Raw genomic sequence first — 18687 nt, 5'->3', positions numbered from 1 at the left:
TTTATGACTCCATGATGATTTGTTGAAATAAAGTCAAAATATATCTGATTTTATGAGAGTTAAATTTTGGTTACGTTTTAAAATCATAATTGATTTTATCAAGGTACAGTTTCATCGATAAGGGTGGCAAGCTGGTGGTGACGAATGCGATCAACACCAGGATGGAAAAGATCTCGTCGTTTATCAGTCCCAGCTGTAAGCCGATCGAAGCAACGATTAATTCTACCGCACCACGACCGTTCATGGCCAGCCCGATAACCGTAGCTTCTTTGCGATTCATGCCGCAGAGGAAAGAGCCGCATCCAGCGCCGAGCATTTTACCAAAAATCGCTGCCAGCAGAAGAACCAGTGTCAGCAGCAGGTGGGTTTTGAAGATACTGAAAGTGACATGAAACGACAGGCTGACGAAGAAGATCGGGCCGAGGAAACCGTAGGTGATGGAGACGAAACGGTCGGAGATTTTGGTCAACAGCTCCTGGCTGACAACACCTTCACGCACGAACAGACCGGCCATGTACGCGCCGATGATCAAATGCAGTCCGGCGATCTCAGCCAGCATGCCGAACATCAGGGCCATCACCAGCGCAAAAGTGAATCCTTTGGAACTGCGCGAGGAAAAGTGGCGGCCGATTTTCGGGTAAAGCCAGATGCCGATGCCGATCGCCAGCATGAAGAAGAGGATGACTTTCCCCATGGTCAGACCGAAGTGCAACCAGTTGATATGCCCCTGGTTGGTTCCGAGGTCGATGATGGCGGTGAAAAAGGAGAGGGCCAGCACATCGTCGACGATCGATGCGCCGATGATCACCGGGGTCACATGGTGTTCCGTTAATTCAAGATCGTGCAGTATCCGGGCGCTGACTGCAATTGCGGTAATCGACAGCCCGAGGGAAATGAACAGGCTTTCGATGGATGATAAGGCAAATAGCTGGCAGGTCAGGTAAGCGACGGCGAACGGGATGAGAAAGCCGGCAATACCGACACAGGTTGAGTGAAAGCGGAAGCGTTTCAGGTCGAGTGGATTGGTTTCCAGCCCGGCATAGAACATGAGGAAGAAAACGCCAAGCTCTGAGAGAACCGACAGCATTTCGTTTGGCGCAATCAGACCGAGAAAGGCAGGGCCGAATATGATCCCGGCGGTCAACTCTCCCAGGACCGGCGGCTGGTGAATTTTACGGCAGATGACTCCGGTGGTCCAGACGATGACCATCAGCATCAGCAGGTTCAGCGTCGGGTCATCATGGGTCATTTGGTTGAGAATGTGAATAAAGTCGTCCATTTACAGCCTGCCGGGTCAATATCGGGTGACGTTTCGACCTGCTGGGGATGTCATATGTTCACATTGAATTTTAGCACAAAGCCTGTTTTATTCAGCTTAAGGTTGCTGCGATTAGAAAATCATCGTGGCTTTTGGATTGATGATTGCCAGGACATCGAAGCTTTCCAAGTTGGCATCTGTAACAATCATTTCCAGTTGCTCGGTCGTCGGTTCAACACCGTTCACCGCGGTGGCCTGTAGTTTCTTAAGCTCGAGGGGCTGACCGGTTTTTAACTCTGGCTCGACACAATCGGTAATTTGTCGGGCCAGTTTTAGAATTTCCGTTTCTGTCTGGTACGTTGCCGTGATTTCTGGATGGTACTGAAAGCGTACTGGTTCCCACAATTTTTTTGGCAGCCTCCAGCTTTCAAGCAGGGTGGATCCCAGTTGCGCCGAATCGAAGCCGAGAACTTCTTTTTCCACCTCGGCAAGGCTGCGCCCACTTTGATCAGCTTGGTCGACAATCAACTGCGCCTGCTCCGGCAGCCGTGAAAACAGAATGAGGGTGCCGATATTGTGAAGCAGTCCTGTCAGAAACATCGCTTCGCCGTTTTCTTCCAGCAGAACACTGGCCAGCTTTTTTGCCACGATGCCGCAATAAACGCTACGCAGCCAGAAGACATCCATATCAATTTTTTCCGGCGCCAGTTGCTGGAATGTCTGTGTGGCTTTTGAAGCGAAAATCAGTGAGCGCAGTTCGTTCAGTCCGACCAGGGTGATGGCGCGGGAAACGGTTTCGATCTGGCCTGGAAAATTGTAAAAGGCGCTGTTGACCAGTTTCAAAAGTTGCGCAGAAAGGGCCGGGTCGTGACCAATAACCTCACCAATAGCGGATGCGTCTGCCTCGGGGGAGTCGATCAGCTGATTGGCGCGCAGAACCACATCGGGCAGCGAGACTAGTTGTTTGATATCTTTAATAATTTCGTCCGGCATCATGGTCATCACCTCTGTCGTTGGACTTTTAGTCGCGGCCAAATCGCTGCAGGTATCTGTTTTTGTTGTCTATCCGGTAAGTATAACAGCTATGAATATATTTTTATCGGAGAAATTTTATTTTCCTGAAGTGCGTCGTTTTAGCTGGAATTCAGTTTTGAAAAAGGAGGCACTGCAAAGCGGTTTTGGTTGACCCTCACTTTATAGCGGTGGTAAATTCCTCTGACAATTTTCGGACCGATCAGCTGCCTTGTCGATGATCGGTTTTTCTTGTTTTAACCCCCTATCTCTGCCGGATTTATGGAACACGCCAATTTCGTACATCTCCATCTGCACAGTCAGTACAGCCTGCTTGACGGTGCGATCAAGCTGGATGAGCTGGTTAATCGTGCCAAAGAATACAAGATGCCCGCAGTCGCAGTGACTGATCATGGCAACATGTTTGGCGCGGTCGAGTTTTACAGCAAGGCGATGTCAGCAGGCATCAAGCCGATCGTCGGTTGCGAGGTTTATGTCGCCCCCGGTTCCCGCTTTACCAAAGGCAACGCGCGCGGCTCCTCTGAAGCTTCTTATCACCTGGTGTTGCTGTGCATGAATCTGGCGGGTTATCAGAACATCTGCCGTCTGATTTCCGCCGCCTATCGTGAGGGTTTCTATTACAAACCGCGTATCGACTGGGAACTGCTGGAAAAACACAACGAAGGGCTGATCGCGTTGTCCGCCTGCTTAGGCGGCGAGCTTCCGACCCTGATCAACCTGAATCAGCCGGACGAAGCCTTGGAACGCGCACGGGCGATGGCGGAGGTTTTCGACGATAACCGTTTCTACCTGGAGCTGCAGGAAAACTATCTGCCGGAGCAGGCCAAGGCGAACAAAGGCCTGATGGCGATTGCCGAGGCGCTCGACCTGCCGCTGGTAGCCACCAACGATTGTCATTACCTGAAAAAAGAGGACGCCTTCGCTCACGAGGTACTGCTCTGTATTCAGACTGGCAAAACCATGGACGATCCGAACCGGATGCGTTTCTGCAACGACGAGTTTTATGTTAAGTCGCCGGAAGAGATGATCGAGCTGTTCAAGGATTATCCCGGCGCTACGAACAACACTGTCAAAATCGCCGAGCGCTGCAACCTGGAACTCGACTTTGATACCTATCATTTTCCACAGTACGAAAAACCAGCGGATAAAACGTTGGACGACGTGCTGGAGGAGATGAGCTATGCCGGGCTGGAAGAGCGGTTGGATGAAATCCGCAAACTGCGCGAGCTGACCGAGGAAGATGTAAAACTCTACAATGACCGCCTGGCCGAAGAGCTTAATTGTATCAAGAGCATGGGCTTCCCCGGCTACTTCCTGATTGTTGCCGACTTTATCAACTGGGGCAAGGATCATGATATCCCAGTCGGCCCGGGACGGGGCTCGGCGGCGGGCTCGCTGGTCGCTTTCGCCATGCGCATCACCGATATCGACCCGATCCCCTACAACCTGCTGTTCGAACGTTTCCTCAACCCGGAACGGATTTCGATGCCGGATATCGACGTCGATTTCTGCATCTACGGCCGGGAGAAGGTGATCGACTACGTGCGCGACCACTATGGTCACGAGAACGTCGCCCAGATCATTACTTTTGGTACCATGCTGGCCAAGGGTGTACTGCGCGATGTCGGCCGGGCGCTGAATATTCCTTACGGCGAAGTCGATAAAATAGCCAAGCTGGTGCCGGGCGTGCTCGGCATCACTTTGAAACAGGCGATCGAGCAGGAACCGAAGCTTAAAGAGCTGATCGACAAGGATAAAAAGGTTGGCGAACTGGTGAAGATCGCTCTGGCGCTGGAAGGCCTGACCCGTCACGCCTCGACCCACGCCGCCGGTGTTGTCGTCACGCCGAAGCCGCTCTCGGAGTACCTGCCGCTCTACGTCGATCCGAAGACCGGTGGTCAGGTCACCCAGTACCCGATGAGCTACGCTGAGAAGATCGGCTTGGTCAAGTTCGATTTCCTCGGTCTGAAAACGTTGACTGTTATCGAGAATGCGGTGCGGTTGATTCGTGAAGGAAAGGACCCGAACTTCGATCTCAAGATGATCCGCGACGACGACAAGAAAACCTACGAGCTGCTTTCCCACGGCGAGACCACCGGTGTCTTCCAGCTTGAGTCCTCCGGTATGAAGGAATACCTGGTCAAGCTGAAGCCGAGCTGTTTTGAAGACCTGATCGCGATGGTCGCTCTTTATCGGCCCGGCCCGCTCGGCTCCGGTATGGTCGATTCATTTATCAAGAGAAAGCACGGGCTGGAAGAGTTCAAGTACGATTTTCCACAGCTGAAGCCGATCCTCGATGATACCTACGGTGTCATCGTCTACCAGGAGCAGGTCATGCTGATCGCTCAGGTGTTGGGCGGTTACAGCCTCGGTGGCGCTGACCTTTTGCGCCGGGCGATGGGGAAGAAAAAAGCCGAGGAGATGGCCAAGCAGAAGAAGATCTTCCTCGAAGGGGCGAAGGAGAACAAGCTCGATCTGAAAAAGGCAGAAGCGGTTTTCGACCTGATGGAAAAGTTTGCCGCTTACGGTTTCAATAAATCGCACTCGGCTGCATACGCCTTGGTTTCCTATCATACAGCTTATCTCAAAGCGCACTACCCGGTCGAGTTTATGGCCGCTCTTCTGACCGAGGATATGGAGAATACCGACAAGGTCATCAAGAACATTGCGGATGTGCGTTCCATGGGGATCGAGGTTCATCCGCCTGACATCAACGCTTCCGACCGGTCTTTCACAGTCGCTGATGATTCGATGCGTTTTGGCCTCGGTGCGGTAAAGGGTGTCGGTGCTTCGGCTCTCGATTCAATCCTCGAGGTGAAAAAAGATAAGCCCTTCAGTTCGCTGCAGGATTTCTGTGAGCGGGTCGACTTGCGTAAGGTCAACAAGAAGGTCGGCGAAGCGCTGATCAAGTGCGGTGCCTTCGATTCCCTCGGCGGCAAGCGAGCGCAGTACATGGCCGGTCTGGAAGAGGCGATGGAAATCGGCCAGCGTTTGCAGAAGGAGAAGGAGTCGGGACAGGATTCCCTCTTCGGCAGCAACGAGATCGTCTCTACTGGTGGCAACGGTTACGGTGAACTGCCTGATATCGATGAGTGGGATGAAAAGTCATTACTCGGCTACGAAAAAGAAGCCCTCGGTTTTTACGTCACCGGCCACCCGCTGGCGCGTTACAGCGAGTCGATCAAACGTTTCGCCACCTGCGAGACATCGGCCCTGGTCGAACGCAGTGACAAAGAGCAGGTGCGGGTTGCCGGCATCGTTTCCGGCATCAAGGAGTTGATGACAAAAAAAGGCGACCGGATGGCTTTTGTCACTCTGGAAGATTTGAGCGGTTCGATCGAAATGGTGGTTTTCCCCGAAACCTATGCGGCCGCGATGGACCTGCTCAAAGGTGAGGAGCCGCTACTGGTCAGCGGCGAACTTGATGTTGGCGAGGAATCCTGTAAAATGCTCGCCAGTGAAGTGCAGTTGCTTAAAGATGTCAAAGAAACCATGACGGAATGTGTCCATATCCGCTTGACCACACCAGGTCTGGATGAGATACAGATGCGGCAACTGAAAGGCGTTATCCAGAAATACCGGGGCGACTGTAAAGTCAAGTTGCATGTGGTGATCCCGAACCGGAGTGAAACAATCATCAGCCTGCCGGAAAGTTTGAAAATGGCTGCTTCCGACGAAGCGATGGCTGATGCCGAACAGGTGTTCGGGTACAACGTCATGAATTTTGAATAGTTTCAGGCTTCTGCCGAATAGAAATGTCCATTTTGGGACAGGGAGTTAAATGATGAATCAACAATACCTCGATTTTGAAAAACCGATTGCCGATCTGGAAACCAAGATCGGTGAATTGCGTGAGTTTTCGACTGACAGCGTCGATTTTTCCGGCGATATCAAGAAGCTGGAGAAAAAAGCTGAAAAGCTAAAAACTGAAATCTACTCTAAGCTCAGCCGCTGGCAGCGGACCCAGTTGGCGCGTCATGCCAACCGCCCTTACACCTTCGATTACATCGAACATATCTTCACCGATTTCTTCGAGGTGCACGGCGATCGCAACTTCCGTGATGACCCAGCGCTGGTCTGCGGTTTTGCCCGGATCGACGGCAATCCTTGTTGCGTCATCGGTCACCAGAAAGGGCGCAACACCAAGGAGAAGGTACACCGCAATTTCGGTATGCCGAACCCTGAAGGGTACCGTAAGGCGCTGCGGGTGATGCAGATGGCCGATCAGTTCGGTCTGCCGATCTTCACCTTTGTTGACACTCCCGGTGCATTCCCCGGCATCGGTGCTGAAGAACGTGGCCAGGCGGAAGCGATTGCGCGCAATCTGCGTGAAATGGCGATGTTCAAAGTTCCAATTATCGTCACCGTGACCGGTGAAGGCGGTTCAGGCGGTGCTTTAGCGATTGCTGTCGGTAACCGGGTGCTGATGATGGAGTATTCTGTCTACGCAGTTATCTCGCCGGAAGGTTGCGCTGCAATCCTGTGGAGTGATGGTACCAAGGGGCCACAAGCCGCTGAAGCTCTGAAGCTGACAGCGCAGGATGTCGACAGCCTGGGCACTGTTATCGATGATGTCGTCCCTGAGCCGCTCGGTGGTGCGCATCAGGATCACCAAGTCACTGCAGCGACTCTGAAAAAATATCTGTTGAAACATCTGGCAGAGCTGGAAGCCATGTCGGCGGAAGAGCTGATCGAGCAGCGTTATCAGCGTTTCCGTGCCATGTCTGAAATTGAAGAACCGCAACAAGACTAGGCTTTATGCGGCTTGTTCTTCACTGTTTGCTGCTGCTTTTGCTGGCCTTTGCACTGAGCAGCTGCGGTGGCCACACCACCAGAGTCATCGAAACCCCGGAAACGCGTGAACTGAAGGGGTGGGAAAAACCGTACGAGGTTGATGGCAAGCGTTACGACCCGCTACGCGATCACAGTGGCTTCAGTCAGCGTGGCGTTGCGAGTTGGTACGGGCGTAAATTTCACGGGCGCAAAACCAGTAACGGTGAAATTTATAACATGTATGCCATGACGGCCGCTCACAAGACCCTGCCGCTTGGCGTTTATGTCCGCGTCACCCATCTGCAGAATGGCTGCTCCATCATCGTGCGGGTGAACGATCGAGGCCCTTTTGTGGCCGGACGGATTATCGATCTTTCCTACGCCGCGGCCAACAAGCTGGGGATGGCTGATGCCGGTACGGCAAAGGTTCAGGTACAGGCCCTCGGTTATCGGCAAAGCGATAAGGGGCAGATCAGCTATCGTCCTCCGACCAGTTACGATGCCGGTAGCTTTGCAGTGCAGATCGGGGCGTTTTCAGTCCAGGAAAATGCCTACCGTCTGGCGAGTCAGATGCGAAGCCGCTATGGCAAATCTGAGGTGCAGGCAGTGCTGGTGAATGGAGTGAAAATGTACCGCGTGCGCGTCGGTGATTACCATTCACTGGAGCGGGCCGAAAGGGCTGCCCTTGATTTCGCAAATGGCGGATTCAGAGGAAGTTTTGTTGTGGCTTTCGATTGAAAAATACAACTTGCCAACGACTTGAAATTGTCTAAAGGACGGCTTTTTTTGTTTGTATGTCATTATTTTTTTATCGAAATTAGCAGCTTTTTGCGCTTTCAGTTCTAAGCTGTTGATTTTTAGACACTAAAAAAGTGTTCTGGAACATGTTAAATTGTTCTATTATCGCTTGCTTTTGTCAAAAGACCGTGCTAGCGTTTCAAAATCTCAGATTCAGTTTGTGTAGATTTTAGTACTGCAAGTCAGCAAATAAACCGCACAGACCATATGGACTGGGCGGTTTTTTTAATGGCAGCAGAACAGTCTGCGCCACAACACATCCCGCAGAAATGGGAACAGCAAGGAGAAAGAAGATGGCAGAAGGTACCGTCAAGTGGTTTAACGATTCCAAGGGTTTTGGCTTCATCGAGCAGGACAATGGTCCTGACGTATTCGTACACTTCTCAGCAATTGGTGGTGACGGATTCAAATCCCTGGCAGAAGGCCAGCGCGTCAGCTTCGAAGTTGTCGACGGTCAGAAGGGCCCTCAAGCAAGCAACGTTGAGAAGCTCTAAAAATCGCTTGACAGTTAGCGATACAAAGGCTCCGCGGGAAACCGCGGAGCCTTTTTTTTGTCCAGAGGTAGGCTACAGCAGTTTAAATCTTCTATACTTATCAGCAACCATATTTCACAGGAGAGCTGATGGAACTGTACCAGCGAAAACAGATTCTGGAGGTTATCGAAACCCTGTCCAGTAAATATCTACAAGGCAAGGTACGGGCGATCCGGCTGGCGATTGTCAGCCTGCTTGCCGGTGGTCACATTTTGCTAGAGGATATCCCGGGATTGGGGAAAACCAGTCTTGCGCTGGCGCTCTCCGGTATTCTTGACCTCGATTTTGGTCGCGTGCAGTGCACCAGTGACCTTCTTCCTTCCGACATCACGGGCCTGTCAGTTTTCGATCGACAAAAAAGTGAATTCAAATTTGTCAAAGGCCCAATCTTTAACAACCTGGTGCTGGTTGATGAAGTCAACCGGGCGATGCCAAAGACGCAGAGTGCAATGCTGGAAGCGATGGAAGAACGGCGGGTCACGGTTGAAGGTGTGACATACGGGTTGCCTGAGCCTTTTCTGGTCATCGCGACCCAGAATCCGGCCGAGCAAGTCGGCACATTCCCATTGCCTGAATCACAGCTTGATCGTTTTCTCATTACCACCGGCATCGGTTATCCGCCGCCTGAGCTGGAAAAACAGATCATCCAGCGCGGTAGTGTGCGCGACGAGCTTGAGACAATCAAACCGTTGCTTGGCCGCGACAAAATCATCGAAACTTCGCGCTTTATCCGCGATAACGTAAAATTGGGGGATCTGGTTGCCGATTACATTCATACCCTGATCGAGCGCAGCCGTAACCACCCGCAGGTGTTTTCCGGTATTTCGACTCGTGGGGGGTTGAGTCTGGCCGCCGCTGCACGGGCCGAAGCCTATCTTGAAGGGCGCGATTATGTGGTCCCTGAAGATGTACAGCAGATCGCCGTGCCGGTGGTTGCCCATCGGCTGATCCTGAGACCGGAATTCCAGACAGTCCGCAAAGAAGAGGTGTTCCAATCGCTGCTCGCAGAAATTCCCGTTCCTATGGCTTGAAGCTAACCCGGGCGGGGATCATCTACATTGTGCTGACCCTGCTGCTCGGTTTTGCAGCCGTCAACACCGGTAACAATCTGCTTTATCTGATGATTTCGGCGTTACTCGGATTTATGGCGATTTCAGGATTGCTCGGACAGCAGAACCTGCAGCGTTTGCAGGCGAAGGTTCTGCCTGCTGATGACCTGTTCGCTACTTTGCCGGGACGGGTCGAAATTGAGCTGAGTAACCATCGCCGCTGGTTACCGGCGTTTTTGATCAGCGTTGAAATCGGTACGGGAACACGTCTGTTTCCCATTCTTGCTCCCGGTAAAACCGAGCGTCGCCCACTGGCCGTGACCTTGCCCGGACGTGGTTATCAAACCTTGCCGCCGATCTGGATTCGTTCCTGCTTCCCGATCAATTTTTTTATCCGTTCTCGTCGCCTGTCTCTGCAACAGCAGGTTTTGGTTTTCCCCTGTCCGCATTCGGCGAACCTGCCCCTTGGTGACGGAGTCGGCAGGCAAACACGGCAACATGAAACAACTCGTCCCGGCATCGACGGTGAACTGCGCAGTATCGATAATTACAGTTCCAGCGACCCGCTGAAATCGATCCACTGGAAGCTGTCGGCACGACACGACGAATATAAGGTGAAAAGACAGAATCGACTCGGCTCTCCATCTTTACTGCTCAATCTGGATGATTTTCCAGGTTCCTTGGAAGAGCGGATCGGGCAATGTACTTTTCTGGTTGATCAGCTGTTTCGGCAGCAGCGCTCTGTCGGCCTGCAACTGGAAGACAAACAGTTGCAGCCGGGCAGCGGACCTCACCATCGCTTGAAGCTTTTGACGGAGTTGGCACTTTATGGTCGGTGTTGAGGCAATTTTGCGGATACTGGCCTATTTGGCCTCTGTTGTCGGCCTGCTGCCGCTGTTGCCTTATTTGCCTGTCTGGGTTTTGGGCTTGTTGGTCGGCGGTTTTGTCCTTGGTTGGGTGGGAGACCGGCGGGGCAATTACCTGCTGAGCAATCATCTTGCGACCGGGGTGTCGATCGCTTTTTTCATCTGGTTTGTTTCTCAAGCCTCTATTGCCAACCTCGTTCATCCTTTGATTGAACTGCTCTGTCAACTCTTGGCTGTGCGACTGGCAACAGAGAAGTCACCTCGACACCTGCTTCAGTTGTTCCTGCTGGCGACCATCATTCTGGCAGCGTCTTCGATGCTGACCCTGGATCTCGGCTACCTGTTTTATCTGGTGTTGAACATCCTGCTGGTCACAACAGGTCTGGTTATGCTCAGTTTTTATGTGACTGATCCGCATCTTCGTTTTACACGGCCTCAATGGCGTTTGTTGCTGAAGACATTGCTTCTGCTGCCCGCGGGCTCTTTGGTTTTGATGCTGGTTTTGTTCGTGGTTCTGCCGCGAACCCAGACACCGCTGTGGAATTTTCTCAACCCGCAGCCGACAGGCAGGATTGGGATGAGCGATCAGGTGCAGCCTGGGTCAGTCGCGGAACTGGCTGAGAGCGGAGAGATCGCTTTTCGCGTCGAAACCGAGCAGTTGCCGATTGATGCACTCTATTGGCGCGGAATCGTACTCAATCGACTGGAAGGCAATATCTGGCGCCGGGAGCTGCGAAATATTGAGGAAAAACTGGTTTCAAAATCATCGTCACAAGTGGAGTTGACAATCTACTCCGAGCCGAAAGCGGATCATTACCTGGTGACTCTCGATCGACCGATCCGGATTGCCGATGTGAGACATGAAATAAAAAGTGACGGGGTGATCCGGGGCAGACTGCGGCGTGATGGCAAAGTCAGCTATCGTGTCTGGGCACAGTACAATTCAAAAAGCAGGCAGTTGGGCGATACCTGGCATTATCTTCAGGTGCCGAACCGCTTCAGTGACCGGATGCTGCAGCTTGCCGAAGAGATCGCGCAGCAGAAAAATTACGCGGCAAAAATTGATCGGCTCGATCGATTCTTCCTTCAGCAGCAGCTCAGTTATTCGACAACGAAACTCGCGAAGACGGAAAATCCCGTGGAAACTTTTTTGTTCGATAGTCGCCGTGGATATTGTGAGTATTTCGCGTCCTCTTACGCCGTGTTGTTACGTCTTGCGGGGGTGCCTGCACGACTTGTCGGCGGCTATCTGGGGGGAGAGTTCAACCAGCTCGGTGGCTATTATCTGGTTGGAGAGGATGCGGCCCATGTCTGGGTAGAAGCTATGGATGATGACGGTTTCTGGCAGCGAATCGATCCGAGTCGTCTGGCAGTTAACGCTGAAGAGGCTTTGGCGACCAACCGAAGTGGCAATGTTTCGACATTACAGGCCTTTGCTGATGCCTTGAAACACAACTGGAGCCGCATGGTGCTTAATTACGATTTGCGGCAGCAGATCAGTGCCGTGCGCAGTTTTGTCGGGCAGGTTCGTTCTGTCAAGAAGTTTGATCCTGCGTCTCTGGGGAAACTTGCCTGGGGACTTCCCTTGTTGCTGCTGCCGGCAACATGGTTTTTCTTCCGCTACCGTCAGCAGCGTTTGCAACGTTTGATCAGTGACTATCGTCACGTGATAGCGCAAGCGGCCGCCTTGGATAAATTGCCGGACAGCCTCGGCCTGTTTGCGTTGGCTGATTTGTCCGGCGAACCGCTCTGCCGGGAGTTTGCCCAGCTTTATGGGGCGGCCGTTTATAATGGTCGCCGTGTGACTGAGGCTGAATATCAACGATTGAAAGAAATCATCAGGCAGTTGAAAAAGCTGCAACTCTCTATTGATGTTGCAAAGCTCTGCCCGCTTGGTAATAATGAAGCTTCTAGAATTTTGTGAAAAAAGGAGGAGAGACTTATGCCTTTTATCAACGTCAATATAACCAAAGGGGCCACCAACGAGCAGAAGGCCGAGTTGATCGAGGGGATCACCGATCTGATGGTGAAAATTCTCGATAAGAATCCGTTCTCGACCCACGTGATTATCAATGAAGTAGAGACTGAAAACTGGGGGATCGCCGGGCGTTCCGTGAAGAAGCTGCGGGAAGAAGGGAAAACCGCGAATATTTCAAAAAAATAGAAAGGTAGCAGGATGTCAAATCCGGGTGAGTTTCTGCAAGCCTGCGCCGATGGTAAAATCTGGCTCTATTGTGCAGAATGTAATGAACCGATCAATTTTAACGATGCAGAGCATCTCGACTGTATCGCCAACGAAAATTACTGGGGACAGGAGCCCTGGTGGCACGATATCAGGGTGTTCAAGTGTAAAAAATGTGGCACCGAGCAGGAATCGAAAATCGAGTATGTGCCATAAAACATAAAGTTTGAAACGAAGAAAGGGGCCGGATGATCGGCCCCTTTTTCTATCTCTTCTTCTTTTTCCCACCGCCTTTTTCGCCCGATTTATATTCGGCAAGAAATTCATTTTTGTAGGCAGGATAATCGCCCGCTTCAATCGCCTTTCGTGCACCGGCAACCATGTTCAGGTAGAAACGCACGTTGTGGATCGCTGCAAGTGTCGCCGATAGGATTTCGTTGGCGTTGTAGAGGTGATGCAGGTACGCACGAGTGAAATTGCGGCAGCAGTAGCAGTCGCAGGACGGGTCGACGGGGAAGAAATCACGGCGGAAGTTTTTATTGGTCAGACGGATTTTGCCCCGTCTGGTGAACAGGGTCGCGCTGCGGGCATAACGGGTCGGGATGACGCAGTCGAACATGTCCATGCCGCGTTCGATCGATTCGAGGATATCTTCCGGCAGGCCGACACCCATCAGGTAACGTGGCTTGTGCTTCGGCATGTGTGGCTCGGTGAAATCAACCACTTTTTTCAGCAGTTCCAGTCCCTCGCCGACGCTGACGCCGCCGATCGCGTAGCCGGGAAAATCCATCGCTGTAAGTTCCTCGGCGCAAATGCGACGCAAATCTTCATAGACACTGCCTTGGACAATGCCGAACAGCGCCTGATCCTCGCGACTGTGGTGTTTCAGGCAAGCTTCTGCCCAGCGGATGGTTTTCTTGATCGATTTAGCCGAATAGTCGTGGCTGGCCGGGTAGGGGATACACTCATCGAAAGCCATCATGATGTCAGCGCCCAGATCGTTTTCAATCTGCATCGCTTCTTTTGGCCCGAGAAAGATTTCCTCACCGGTCAGTTCGTGACGAAAGTGGACACCGTCCTCGGCAATTCGCTTTTTCGGCAGGGAGAAAACCTGGAAACCGCCGCTGTCGGTGAGAATCGGCTTGTCCCAGTTCATAAATTTATGCAGTCCACCTGCTTTCTTCACCAAGCCTTCCCCTGGTTTCAGGTGCAGGTGATAGGTGTTGGAGAGGATGATCTGTGCTTCTGTCTCCTCAACCTGTGCCGGGGTCATCGCTTTGAGCGCGCCATGAGTGCCGACCGGCATGAAGATTGGCGTTTCGATGGTGCCATGCGGGGTTTCCAGTCGACCGCGGCGGGCGCGGCTTTTCGGATCTTCCTTGAGCAGTGTGAACTGAAACATTGAAGTTGTTCTCCCTTGAGGGTACCTTTAGATTTAAGGTGCCAAGCTATAACAGAAACTTGGTGCCGGTGCAATCATATCGGAGACTGCGTGAATTATCTTCCCCCACTTCCCGAACAGTTACAACAGGTTGAATACAGTAAACTGTATTTTTATCTTCAGTTTCAGGAGTATTTTGACCTGCCGCAATGGGGATTACTGCAGCTGCGCCGGGAATTTCAGCAGGCGTTGAAGGCTCTTGAGAGCTGGGGGAGATGCAGTGAAACTGATCAAATTAAAAATTTGCTGCAACCGCAGATATCGAACGATCCGCTGATCCGTCGTCAGGCTCAGAAGCCATCCCCGGCGTTTGTCCTTCTCCCAGATCCACAGAGCAAAGGCTTGTTCCAGCCGCAGCAGTCATTGAAACTGCCGGTTTTTTTTCTTGGCCAGGGGATTCAGGGTATTAACGCCTTTATCATTTTGCTCCAGCAGGTTGGCCAACAGGGGCTACATAACGGGAACGGACGTTTTGTTTTAGACGCGGTGGAAAGTGAAGATGGCAGCGGTGTGCGCTCAATGGAATGGAGTGGAGGGCAATCCGAATTTTTCTCAGCACCGGTCAACAATTTAAGCTGGCTGCTGGAGCAGCAGACAAATTTCGCTGAAACTGTTTCTTTGGAAGTGATAAGCCCACTGCGATTGTTGAAACAGAAAAAACCGCTGTTCAAAGCTTCCATCGGTGAGCTTTTTCCCTTTATTGTGCGTCGTGTCTCCTCCCTTCTCGCCTGTCATGCCGGGGTAGAAATATGTGATGACCCGAAGCGCTACATTCAATTGGCTCAACAGATCGAAGAGATTGAAAACGCTCTGCAATGGCGTGATTGGCGCCGTTTGAAAAATGATCATCAGGCTCAGGACGTCGGCGGTTTAATGGGGTCTCTGCTGCTGAGCGGGGAACATCTTTCCGAGCTGTTTTGGTATCTGCAAATGGGCAGTTTGTTCAATGTCGGTAAAGGCGCAGCTTATGGTGCTGGCCAGTTTACTCTGAAAACTAACTGTTAGGACTCAGCTTTTTTTGTTTACAGCTGTTGCCCGGCCCGTATACTTGGTTATAATTTTGTTATGTAGCCAACTTATGAAAGGAGGCTGTTCATGACAAATGCATGGGATGAAAGAAAAAAAGCACTTGAAAACGAATATTTCCACAAGAAAGAACAGGAAATCATCGATAAGATGAAGAATGACGCCGAGGAAACTCTGGCGCACAACTACTCAAAGGGTCGCTGCCCGAAGTGTGGCGAAAAGATCGAACCGATGACGTTCCGTGATGTGCCGCTGGATCGTTGCCCCGGCTGTGGAGGTGTCTGGCTGGGACCGAACGATTTGAGAATATTGGCTGAAAAGGACCACCGGACATGGTTTGACCGCTGGTTCCATGCTGACAACCAGGAAACATCTGATCAGGAGGTATAAATGTTTTGGTTTATTGTTCTGTTATTACTTGCCGGGGCGGGATTCTACTTTTATCAGAAGATGATGACCATCGAGCGGGAGATCCGTGAAGAGCAGGACGCTGCCCAAGCCGATGCCGAACCGGTTGAAGAAGCCAAAGTTGAAGAAGTGAAGGCAGAGGAACCGGCGGCAGAAGAAGCAAGTGATCCTCCGGTGGTGACCCCGGAAGTAGAAAAAATGGCTGCGAAGGCTGAACCGGTAGCTGACGTGGAAATGAATCTCGAAGATGAGATTCTGGAAGCGGTGAAAAACCTGCCGGGGATGAAACAGACCGATATTTACACCAGCTTTGCCGATGTCGGCAAAAGCCAGCTACAGAAATTGCTCAAAGAGATGGACGATGATGGCAAACTGAAGCGGGAAAAGAAAGGAAGTAGTTATCTGCTGTATCCTGCAGAAGATTGAACCAATTTACAGAGATAATGATAACGAAGGCCTGCAGCATTGTGTTGCAGGCCTTCGTTGTTGTTTGTCGAGCAAAAAGTCATTCAGATTTTTTCAGCTGGTATTTTTCCATACGGTAAATGAGAGTATGGCGGGGGGTGTGTAACAGCTCTGCGGCTTTCGTCTGGTTCCAGTTGGAGCGCTCAAGCGCTTGGATGATAGCTTCTTTTTCGAGGGCAGCCAATGGGTAGCCGCCAGGCGGTAGATTGACGACACCGCACAGCTGATCTGTTGGCTGTCGAAGGACTTTGTCCGGCAGGTCGTTTAGGTCAATGGTATCTCCATGGCGGAGGATTACTGTCTGCTCTATGGCATTTTCCAGCTCGCGTACATTTCCAGGCCAGCCATACGCTTGCAGCTTTTTCATCGCCTGATCTGAAAATTCCAGACGTTTGTCCGGCAGGAAGCGATCGAGAAAATGTCTGGCCAGAAGAGGGATATCATCTTTTCTGTCGCGTAACGGTGGTAAAACCAAGGGGATGACAGCCAGTCGATAATACAGGTCTTCGCGGAAGAGGCTGTTATCTATCGCCGTTTCCAGATTTCGATTTGAGGCTGCTATGACCCGGACATCGACTTTGCGGGTTTGTCCAGCACCGACCGGTTCGATTTCCATCTCCTGTAGGGCCCGCAACAGCTTGGGTTGTAGGTCGATTGGCATTTCACCGACTTCGTCGAGGAACAAGGTACCGCCATCCGCCAGTTCGAATTTTCCTTTACGGTCCTTGACCGCTCCAGTGAAAGAGCCTTTCAGGTGACCAAAAAGTTCACTCTCCAACAATTCACGGGGAATGGCGGCACAGTTCACAGGGATGAAGGGGCTGTCAGCACGTTCACTGCGGATATGAATCGCCCGGGCGATCAGCTCTTTGCCGGTCCCGCTTTCGCCGCCGATGAGAACTGTCGCTTCGCTTGGTGCCACCCGATTCACCATATCGAAAACTTTCTGCATTGCATCGGAAATGCCGACAAGATGTTCGAAGTCGGTTTGCGTATCCAGCCTTTGCCGGAGTTGCTGGTTCTCTGCCTGCAGGTTGCGAAAGGATAGGGCGCGTTTTACCACCAGTAGCAGTTCATCATTGCCGAAAGGCTTGGTGATGTAGTCGAAGGCACCGTCTTTCATAGCGGTGACGGCTTGCTCGACCGTCCCGAATGCGGTGATCATGACCACCAGGCAATCGGCATCACGCCTTTTAATCTCTTGCAGCACTTCGTAACCGGACAATCCAGGCATCTGGATATCGGTGATCACCATGGCCGGGCGCTCGGCTTGGTAAACTTCCAGCCCCTTCGCGCCATCTTCGGCGGTGAGAACCTGGTAACCGGCCTGCTCCAGAACATATTCGATAACACGGCGCAGGGAGCTGTCATCATCAATAACGAGAATCGTGTTTTTGTGGGTCATGAGTGTGCTCCGTTAGCAATCGGCAGCTCAATTGAGAAGCAAGCTCCTGCACCCGGTTTGCTGCTGACTTTGAGCTTTCCGCCGTGAGCGTCAATAATACGGTGTGAGATGGCTAGACCCAGCCCGGTTCCATCGCTACGTGTCGTGTAAAAGGGATTGAAAATACGATCCTGGAGATCCTCTGGTATGCCTGGCCCAGTGTCGGTGAAAGAGATGATGGCTTTATCCTGTCCTCTTGTGCATGAAATTCCCAGCGTGCCGCCATCGGGCATGGCCTGTAATGCATTCAGAACAAGGTTCAGAAAGGCCTGTTTGTATTGTTCCAGGCTGCCGAAGACCTTTTTCGGTTGATCGTCGTTGTACAAAGAAACTTCTACTTTGGCCTTAACCGCCTGCTGTCGTGTCAGGGTTGCCACTTCCTGCAGGGCATCACAAATTTCAACAGTTTTCTGCTCGCTGTCTGCAGGCCGGGCAAAATTGAGAAAGTCGCGGACGACGCCGTCGAGGCGGTTGACTTCTTTTACCAGAATTTCTGCGAATTCAAGGCGTTTGTCGTTCTTGTCCATCCCTTCTTTCAGTATTTCTGCTGTGCCGCGTATCGAGCCGAGGGGATTGCGGATTTCATGCGCCATCCCGGCCGATAGCTCACCAAGAGCTGACAGCCGATCTGCGCGTCGCAGTTGTTCTTCCGTTTCGAGTAGTTGATCCGCCTGTGACTTCAGTTTGGCGTAACTTTCTTCAAGCCGATTAGTTGTTTTTTCTAGCTGTTTCTTCTGTTTTTGCTCGCGCGAGGCGAGAGCTCCTGTTAGCAGACCGATGATATTGTAGAGCAGAATTTCGAGATATTGCTCAATTCCTGTCGTTGGATGGTGCCCCCACTGGAACAGTACATGGGGAAGGTAAATTGCCGATACGAAGAGGGCAACAATAATTCCCCCGCGGAGCATGAACCAGAGCCCGCCGAGAATGATCGGGATGTAATACAGTCTCCTGTAAATTCCATGGTAGGAATGCATGCTTGTCGAAGTGAGATAGTGAAGTGCGGTGATCGCAAGAACCAGTATCAGGATGATGGCAAGTTGATTTCTGCTTGATTTGCTCATTGTGTATCAGCCTGCGAATGGGGTGTGAAGAATATCCTACAGGAAATAAAAGGTCCTTTAACTTGCTTATGTTGCTGTTGAAATATGAGCAAGAATTATTCCTCTATTCAATAAAGTGTTTGGGCAGCAGTGCTCAAGTGTCTTGAAATTAAGAAGGTTTTCCTTATTGCTGTGCGGCACGGACTTCCTTTTGCTTTTGCCAGACAATTCATTTGCGCCTCAGATTGTAGAATATTCTTCATATGACTGTTGGATATTCTACATGTTGTCTTGAAAGATTCCAATCGCAATTCTCTATCTCACCGGTTTTAAACAAGAAGTCATTGTTGGTACGATTCCTGATTGTAT

At 51.5% G+C, this 18687-nt stretch carries 17 protein-coding genes; 12 read left to right on the top strand and 5 right to left on the bottom strand.

Annotated features, from left to right (window positions below; translation table 11 throughout):
* Positions 1-70: 70 nt before the first annotated feature.
* Positions 71-1279 (bottom strand): cation:proton antiporter, encoded by a 1209-nt coding sequence (locus tag BUB13_RS01480; RefSeq protein ID WP_072904973.1) that lies wholly within the window; start codon positions 1277-1279, stop codon positions 71-73.
* Positions 1280-1390: 111 nt separating this feature from the next.
* Positions 1391-2254: an HDOD domain-containing protein gene (locus BUB13_RS01475; RefSeq protein ID WP_072904972.1), complete on the bottom strand. Its 864-nt coding sequence runs from the start codon at positions 2252-2254 to the stop codon at positions 1391-1393.
* Positions 2255-2551: 297 nt separating this feature from the next.
* On the opposite strand from BUB13_RS01475, the gene dnaE reads away from it, so the two are divergent.
* The 9 genes from dnaE (at position 2552) to BUB13_RS01430 (ending at position 12707) form a co-directional block, all read left to right on the top strand.
* Positions 2552-6022, top strand: a complete 3471-nt coding sequence (gene dnaE, locus BUB13_RS01470) for a DNA polymerase III subunit alpha (RefSeq protein ID WP_072904971.1) — start codon at positions 2552-2554, stop codon at positions 6020-6022.
* Positions 6023-6071: 49 nt separating this feature from the next.
* On the top strand, positions 6072-7043 hold the full coding sequence (locus BUB13_RS01465; protein ID WP_072904970.1) for an acetyl-CoA carboxylase carboxyltransferase subunit alpha: 972 nt from the start codon (positions 6072-6074) through the stop codon (positions 7041-7043).
* A 5-nt stretch (positions 7044-7048) separates the two neighbouring features.
* Positions 7049-7801: a septal ring lytic transglycosylase RlpA family protein gene (locus BUB13_RS01460; RefSeq protein ID WP_072904969.1), complete on the top strand. Its 753-nt coding sequence runs from the start codon at positions 7049-7051 to the stop codon at positions 7799-7801.
* A 353-nt stretch (positions 7802-8154) separates the two neighbouring features.
* Positions 8155-8355: a cold-shock protein gene (locus BUB13_RS01455; RefSeq protein WP_072904968.1), complete on the top strand. Its 201-nt coding sequence runs from the start codon at positions 8155-8157 to the stop codon at positions 8353-8355.
* Between the two features lie 128 nt (positions 8356-8483).
* The gene (locus BUB13_RS01450) at positions 8484-9425 is read left to right on the top strand and encodes an AAA family ATPase (protein WP_072904967.1); all 942 of its coding nucleotides are present in this window, start codon (positions 8484-8486) and stop codon (positions 9423-9425) included.
* Positions 9422-10285 (top strand): DUF58 domain-containing protein, encoded by an 864-nt coding sequence (locus BUB13_RS01445; protein ID WP_072904966.1) that lies wholly within the window; start codon positions 9422-9424, stop codon positions 10283-10285. Before BUB13_RS01450 ends, BUB13_RS01445 begins: the two co-directional genes overlap by 4 nt.
* Positions 10272-12233 (top strand): transglutaminase TgpA family protein, encoded by a 1962-nt coding sequence (locus BUB13_RS01440; RefSeq protein ID WP_072904965.1) that lies wholly within the window; start codon positions 10272-10274, stop codon positions 12231-12233. Before BUB13_RS01445 ends, BUB13_RS01440 begins: the two co-directional genes overlap by 14 nt.
* 18 nt (positions 12234-12251) lie before the next feature.
* Positions 12252-12473: a tautomerase family protein gene (locus tag BUB13_RS01435; RefSeq protein ID WP_072904964.1), complete on the top strand. Its 222-nt coding sequence runs from the start codon at positions 12252-12254 to the stop codon at positions 12471-12473.
* 12 nt (positions 12474-12485) lie between these two features.
* Entirely contained in the window at positions 12486-12707 is a 222-nt protein-coding gene (locus tag BUB13_RS01430) for a hypothetical protein (protein WP_072904963.1), read from the top strand.
* A gap of 49 nt (positions 12708-12756) precedes the next feature.
* Here BUB13_RS01430 and tgt read toward each other — a convergent pair whose 3' ends face one another.
* On the bottom strand, positions 12757-13893 hold the full coding sequence (tgt, locus tag BUB13_RS01425; RefSeq protein ID WP_072904962.1) for a tRNA guanosine(34) transglycosylase Tgt: 1137 nt from the start codon (positions 13891-13893) through the stop codon (positions 12757-12759).
* A gap of 90 nt (positions 13894-13983) precedes the next feature.
* Here tgt and cas6 point away from each other — a divergent pair, with 90 nt between their 5' ends.
* The 3 genes from cas6 to BUB13_RS01410 all read left to right on the top strand — a co-directional run bounded on the left by cas6 (position 13984) and on the right by BUB13_RS01410 (position 15792).
* Entirely contained in the window at positions 13984-14937 is a 954-nt protein-coding gene (cas6, locus tag BUB13_RS01420) for a CRISPR system precrRNA processing endoribonuclease RAMP protein Cas6 (RefSeq protein WP_072904961.1), read from the top strand.
* 90 nt (positions 14938-15027) lie between these two features.
* Entirely contained in the window at positions 15028-15348 is a 321-nt protein-coding gene (locus tag BUB13_RS01415; protein WP_072904960.1) for a TFIIB-type zinc ribbon-containing protein, read from the top strand.
* Positions 15349-15792 carry a hypothetical protein gene (locus tag BUB13_RS01410; RefSeq protein ID WP_072904959.1) on the top strand — a complete coding sequence of 148 codons (444 nt, stop codon included), beginning with the start codon at positions 15349-15351 and terminating at the stop codon, positions 15790-15792. It begins immediately after the preceding gene.
* A gap of 79 nt (positions 15793-15871) precedes the next feature.
* Here BUB13_RS01410 and BUB13_RS01405 read toward each other — a convergent pair whose 3' ends face one another.
* Positions 15872-17236 carry a sigma-54-dependent transcriptional regulator gene (locus tag BUB13_RS01405; protein ID WP_072904958.1) on the bottom strand — a complete coding sequence of 455 codons (1365 nt, stop codon included), beginning with the start codon at positions 17234-17236 and terminating at the stop codon, positions 15872-15874.
* Entirely contained in the window at positions 17233-18339 is a 1107-nt protein-coding gene (locus BUB13_RS01400; protein ID WP_072904957.1) for a sensor histidine kinase, read from the bottom strand. The genes BUB13_RS01405 and BUB13_RS01400 overlap by 4 nt, the downstream gene beginning before the upstream one ends.
* Positions 18340-18687: the final 348 nt, after the last annotated feature.

Origin of the sequence: Malonomonas rubra DSM 5091 (assembly GCF_900142125.1) — a bacterium.
Classification (GTDB): Bacteria; Desulfobacterota; Desulfuromonadia; order Desulfuromonadales; family Geopsychrobacteraceae; genus Malonomonas; species Malonomonas rubra.
Note: the sequence above shows the minus strand (reverse complement) of the source record. Positions and strands in the feature narration are given on the sequence as shown.

Coding starts and splice junctions, on each gene's coding strand:
- BUB13_RS01440 (WP_072904965.1), top strand. CDS start 10,272: ATGGTCGGTGTTGAGGCAATTTTGCGGATACTGGCCTATTTGGCCTCT.
- BUB13_RS01480 (WP_072904973.1), bottom strand. CDS start 1,279: ATGGACGACTTTATTCACATTCTCAACCAAATGACCCATGATGACCCG.
- BUB13_RS01465 (WP_072904970.1), top strand. CDS start 6,072: ATGATGAATCAACAATACCTCGATTTTGAAAAACCGATTGCCGATCTG.
- BUB13_RS01430 (WP_072904963.1), top strand. CDS start 12,486: ATGTCAAATCCGGGTGAGTTTCTGCAAGCCTGCGCCGATGGTAAAATC.
- tgt (WP_072904962.1), bottom strand. CDS start 13,893: ATGTTTCAGTTCACACTGCTCAAGGAAGATCCGAAAAGCCGCGCCCGC.
- BUB13_RS01415 (WP_072904960.1), top strand. CDS start 15,028: ATGACAAATGCATGGGATGAAAGAAAAAAAGCACTTGAAAACGAATAT.
- BUB13_RS01405 (WP_072904958.1), bottom strand. CDS start 17,236: ATGACCCACAAAAACACGATTCTCGTTATTGATGATGACAGCTCCCTG.
- BUB13_RS01460 (WP_072904969.1), top strand. CDS start 7,049: ATGCGGCTTGTTCTTCACTGTTTGCTGCTGCTTTTGCTGGCCTTTGCA.
- BUB13_RS01435 (WP_072904964.1), top strand. CDS start 12,252: ATGCCTTTTATCAACGTCAATATAACCAAAGGGGCCACCAACGAGCAG.
- dnaE (WP_072904971.1), top strand. CDS start 2,552: ATGGAACACGCCAATTTCGTACATCTCCATCTGCACAGTCAGTACAGC.
- BUB13_RS01450 (WP_072904967.1), top strand. CDS start 8,484: ATGGAACTGTACCAGCGAAAACAGATTCTGGAGGTTATCGAAACCCTG.
- BUB13_RS01410 (WP_072904959.1), top strand. CDS start 15,349: ATGTTTTGGTTTATTGTTCTGTTATTACTTGCCGGGGCGGGATTCTAC.
- BUB13_RS01475 (WP_072904972.1), bottom strand. CDS start 2,254: ATGATGCCGGACGAAATTATTAAAGATATCAAACAACTAGTCTCGCTG.
- BUB13_RS01455 (WP_072904968.1), top strand. CDS start 8,155: ATGGCAGAAGGTACCGTCAAGTGGTTTAACGATTCCAAGGGTTTTGGC.
- BUB13_RS01400 (WP_072904957.1), bottom strand. CDS start 18,339: ATGAGCAAATCAAGCAGAAATCAACTTGCCATCATCCTGATACTGGTT.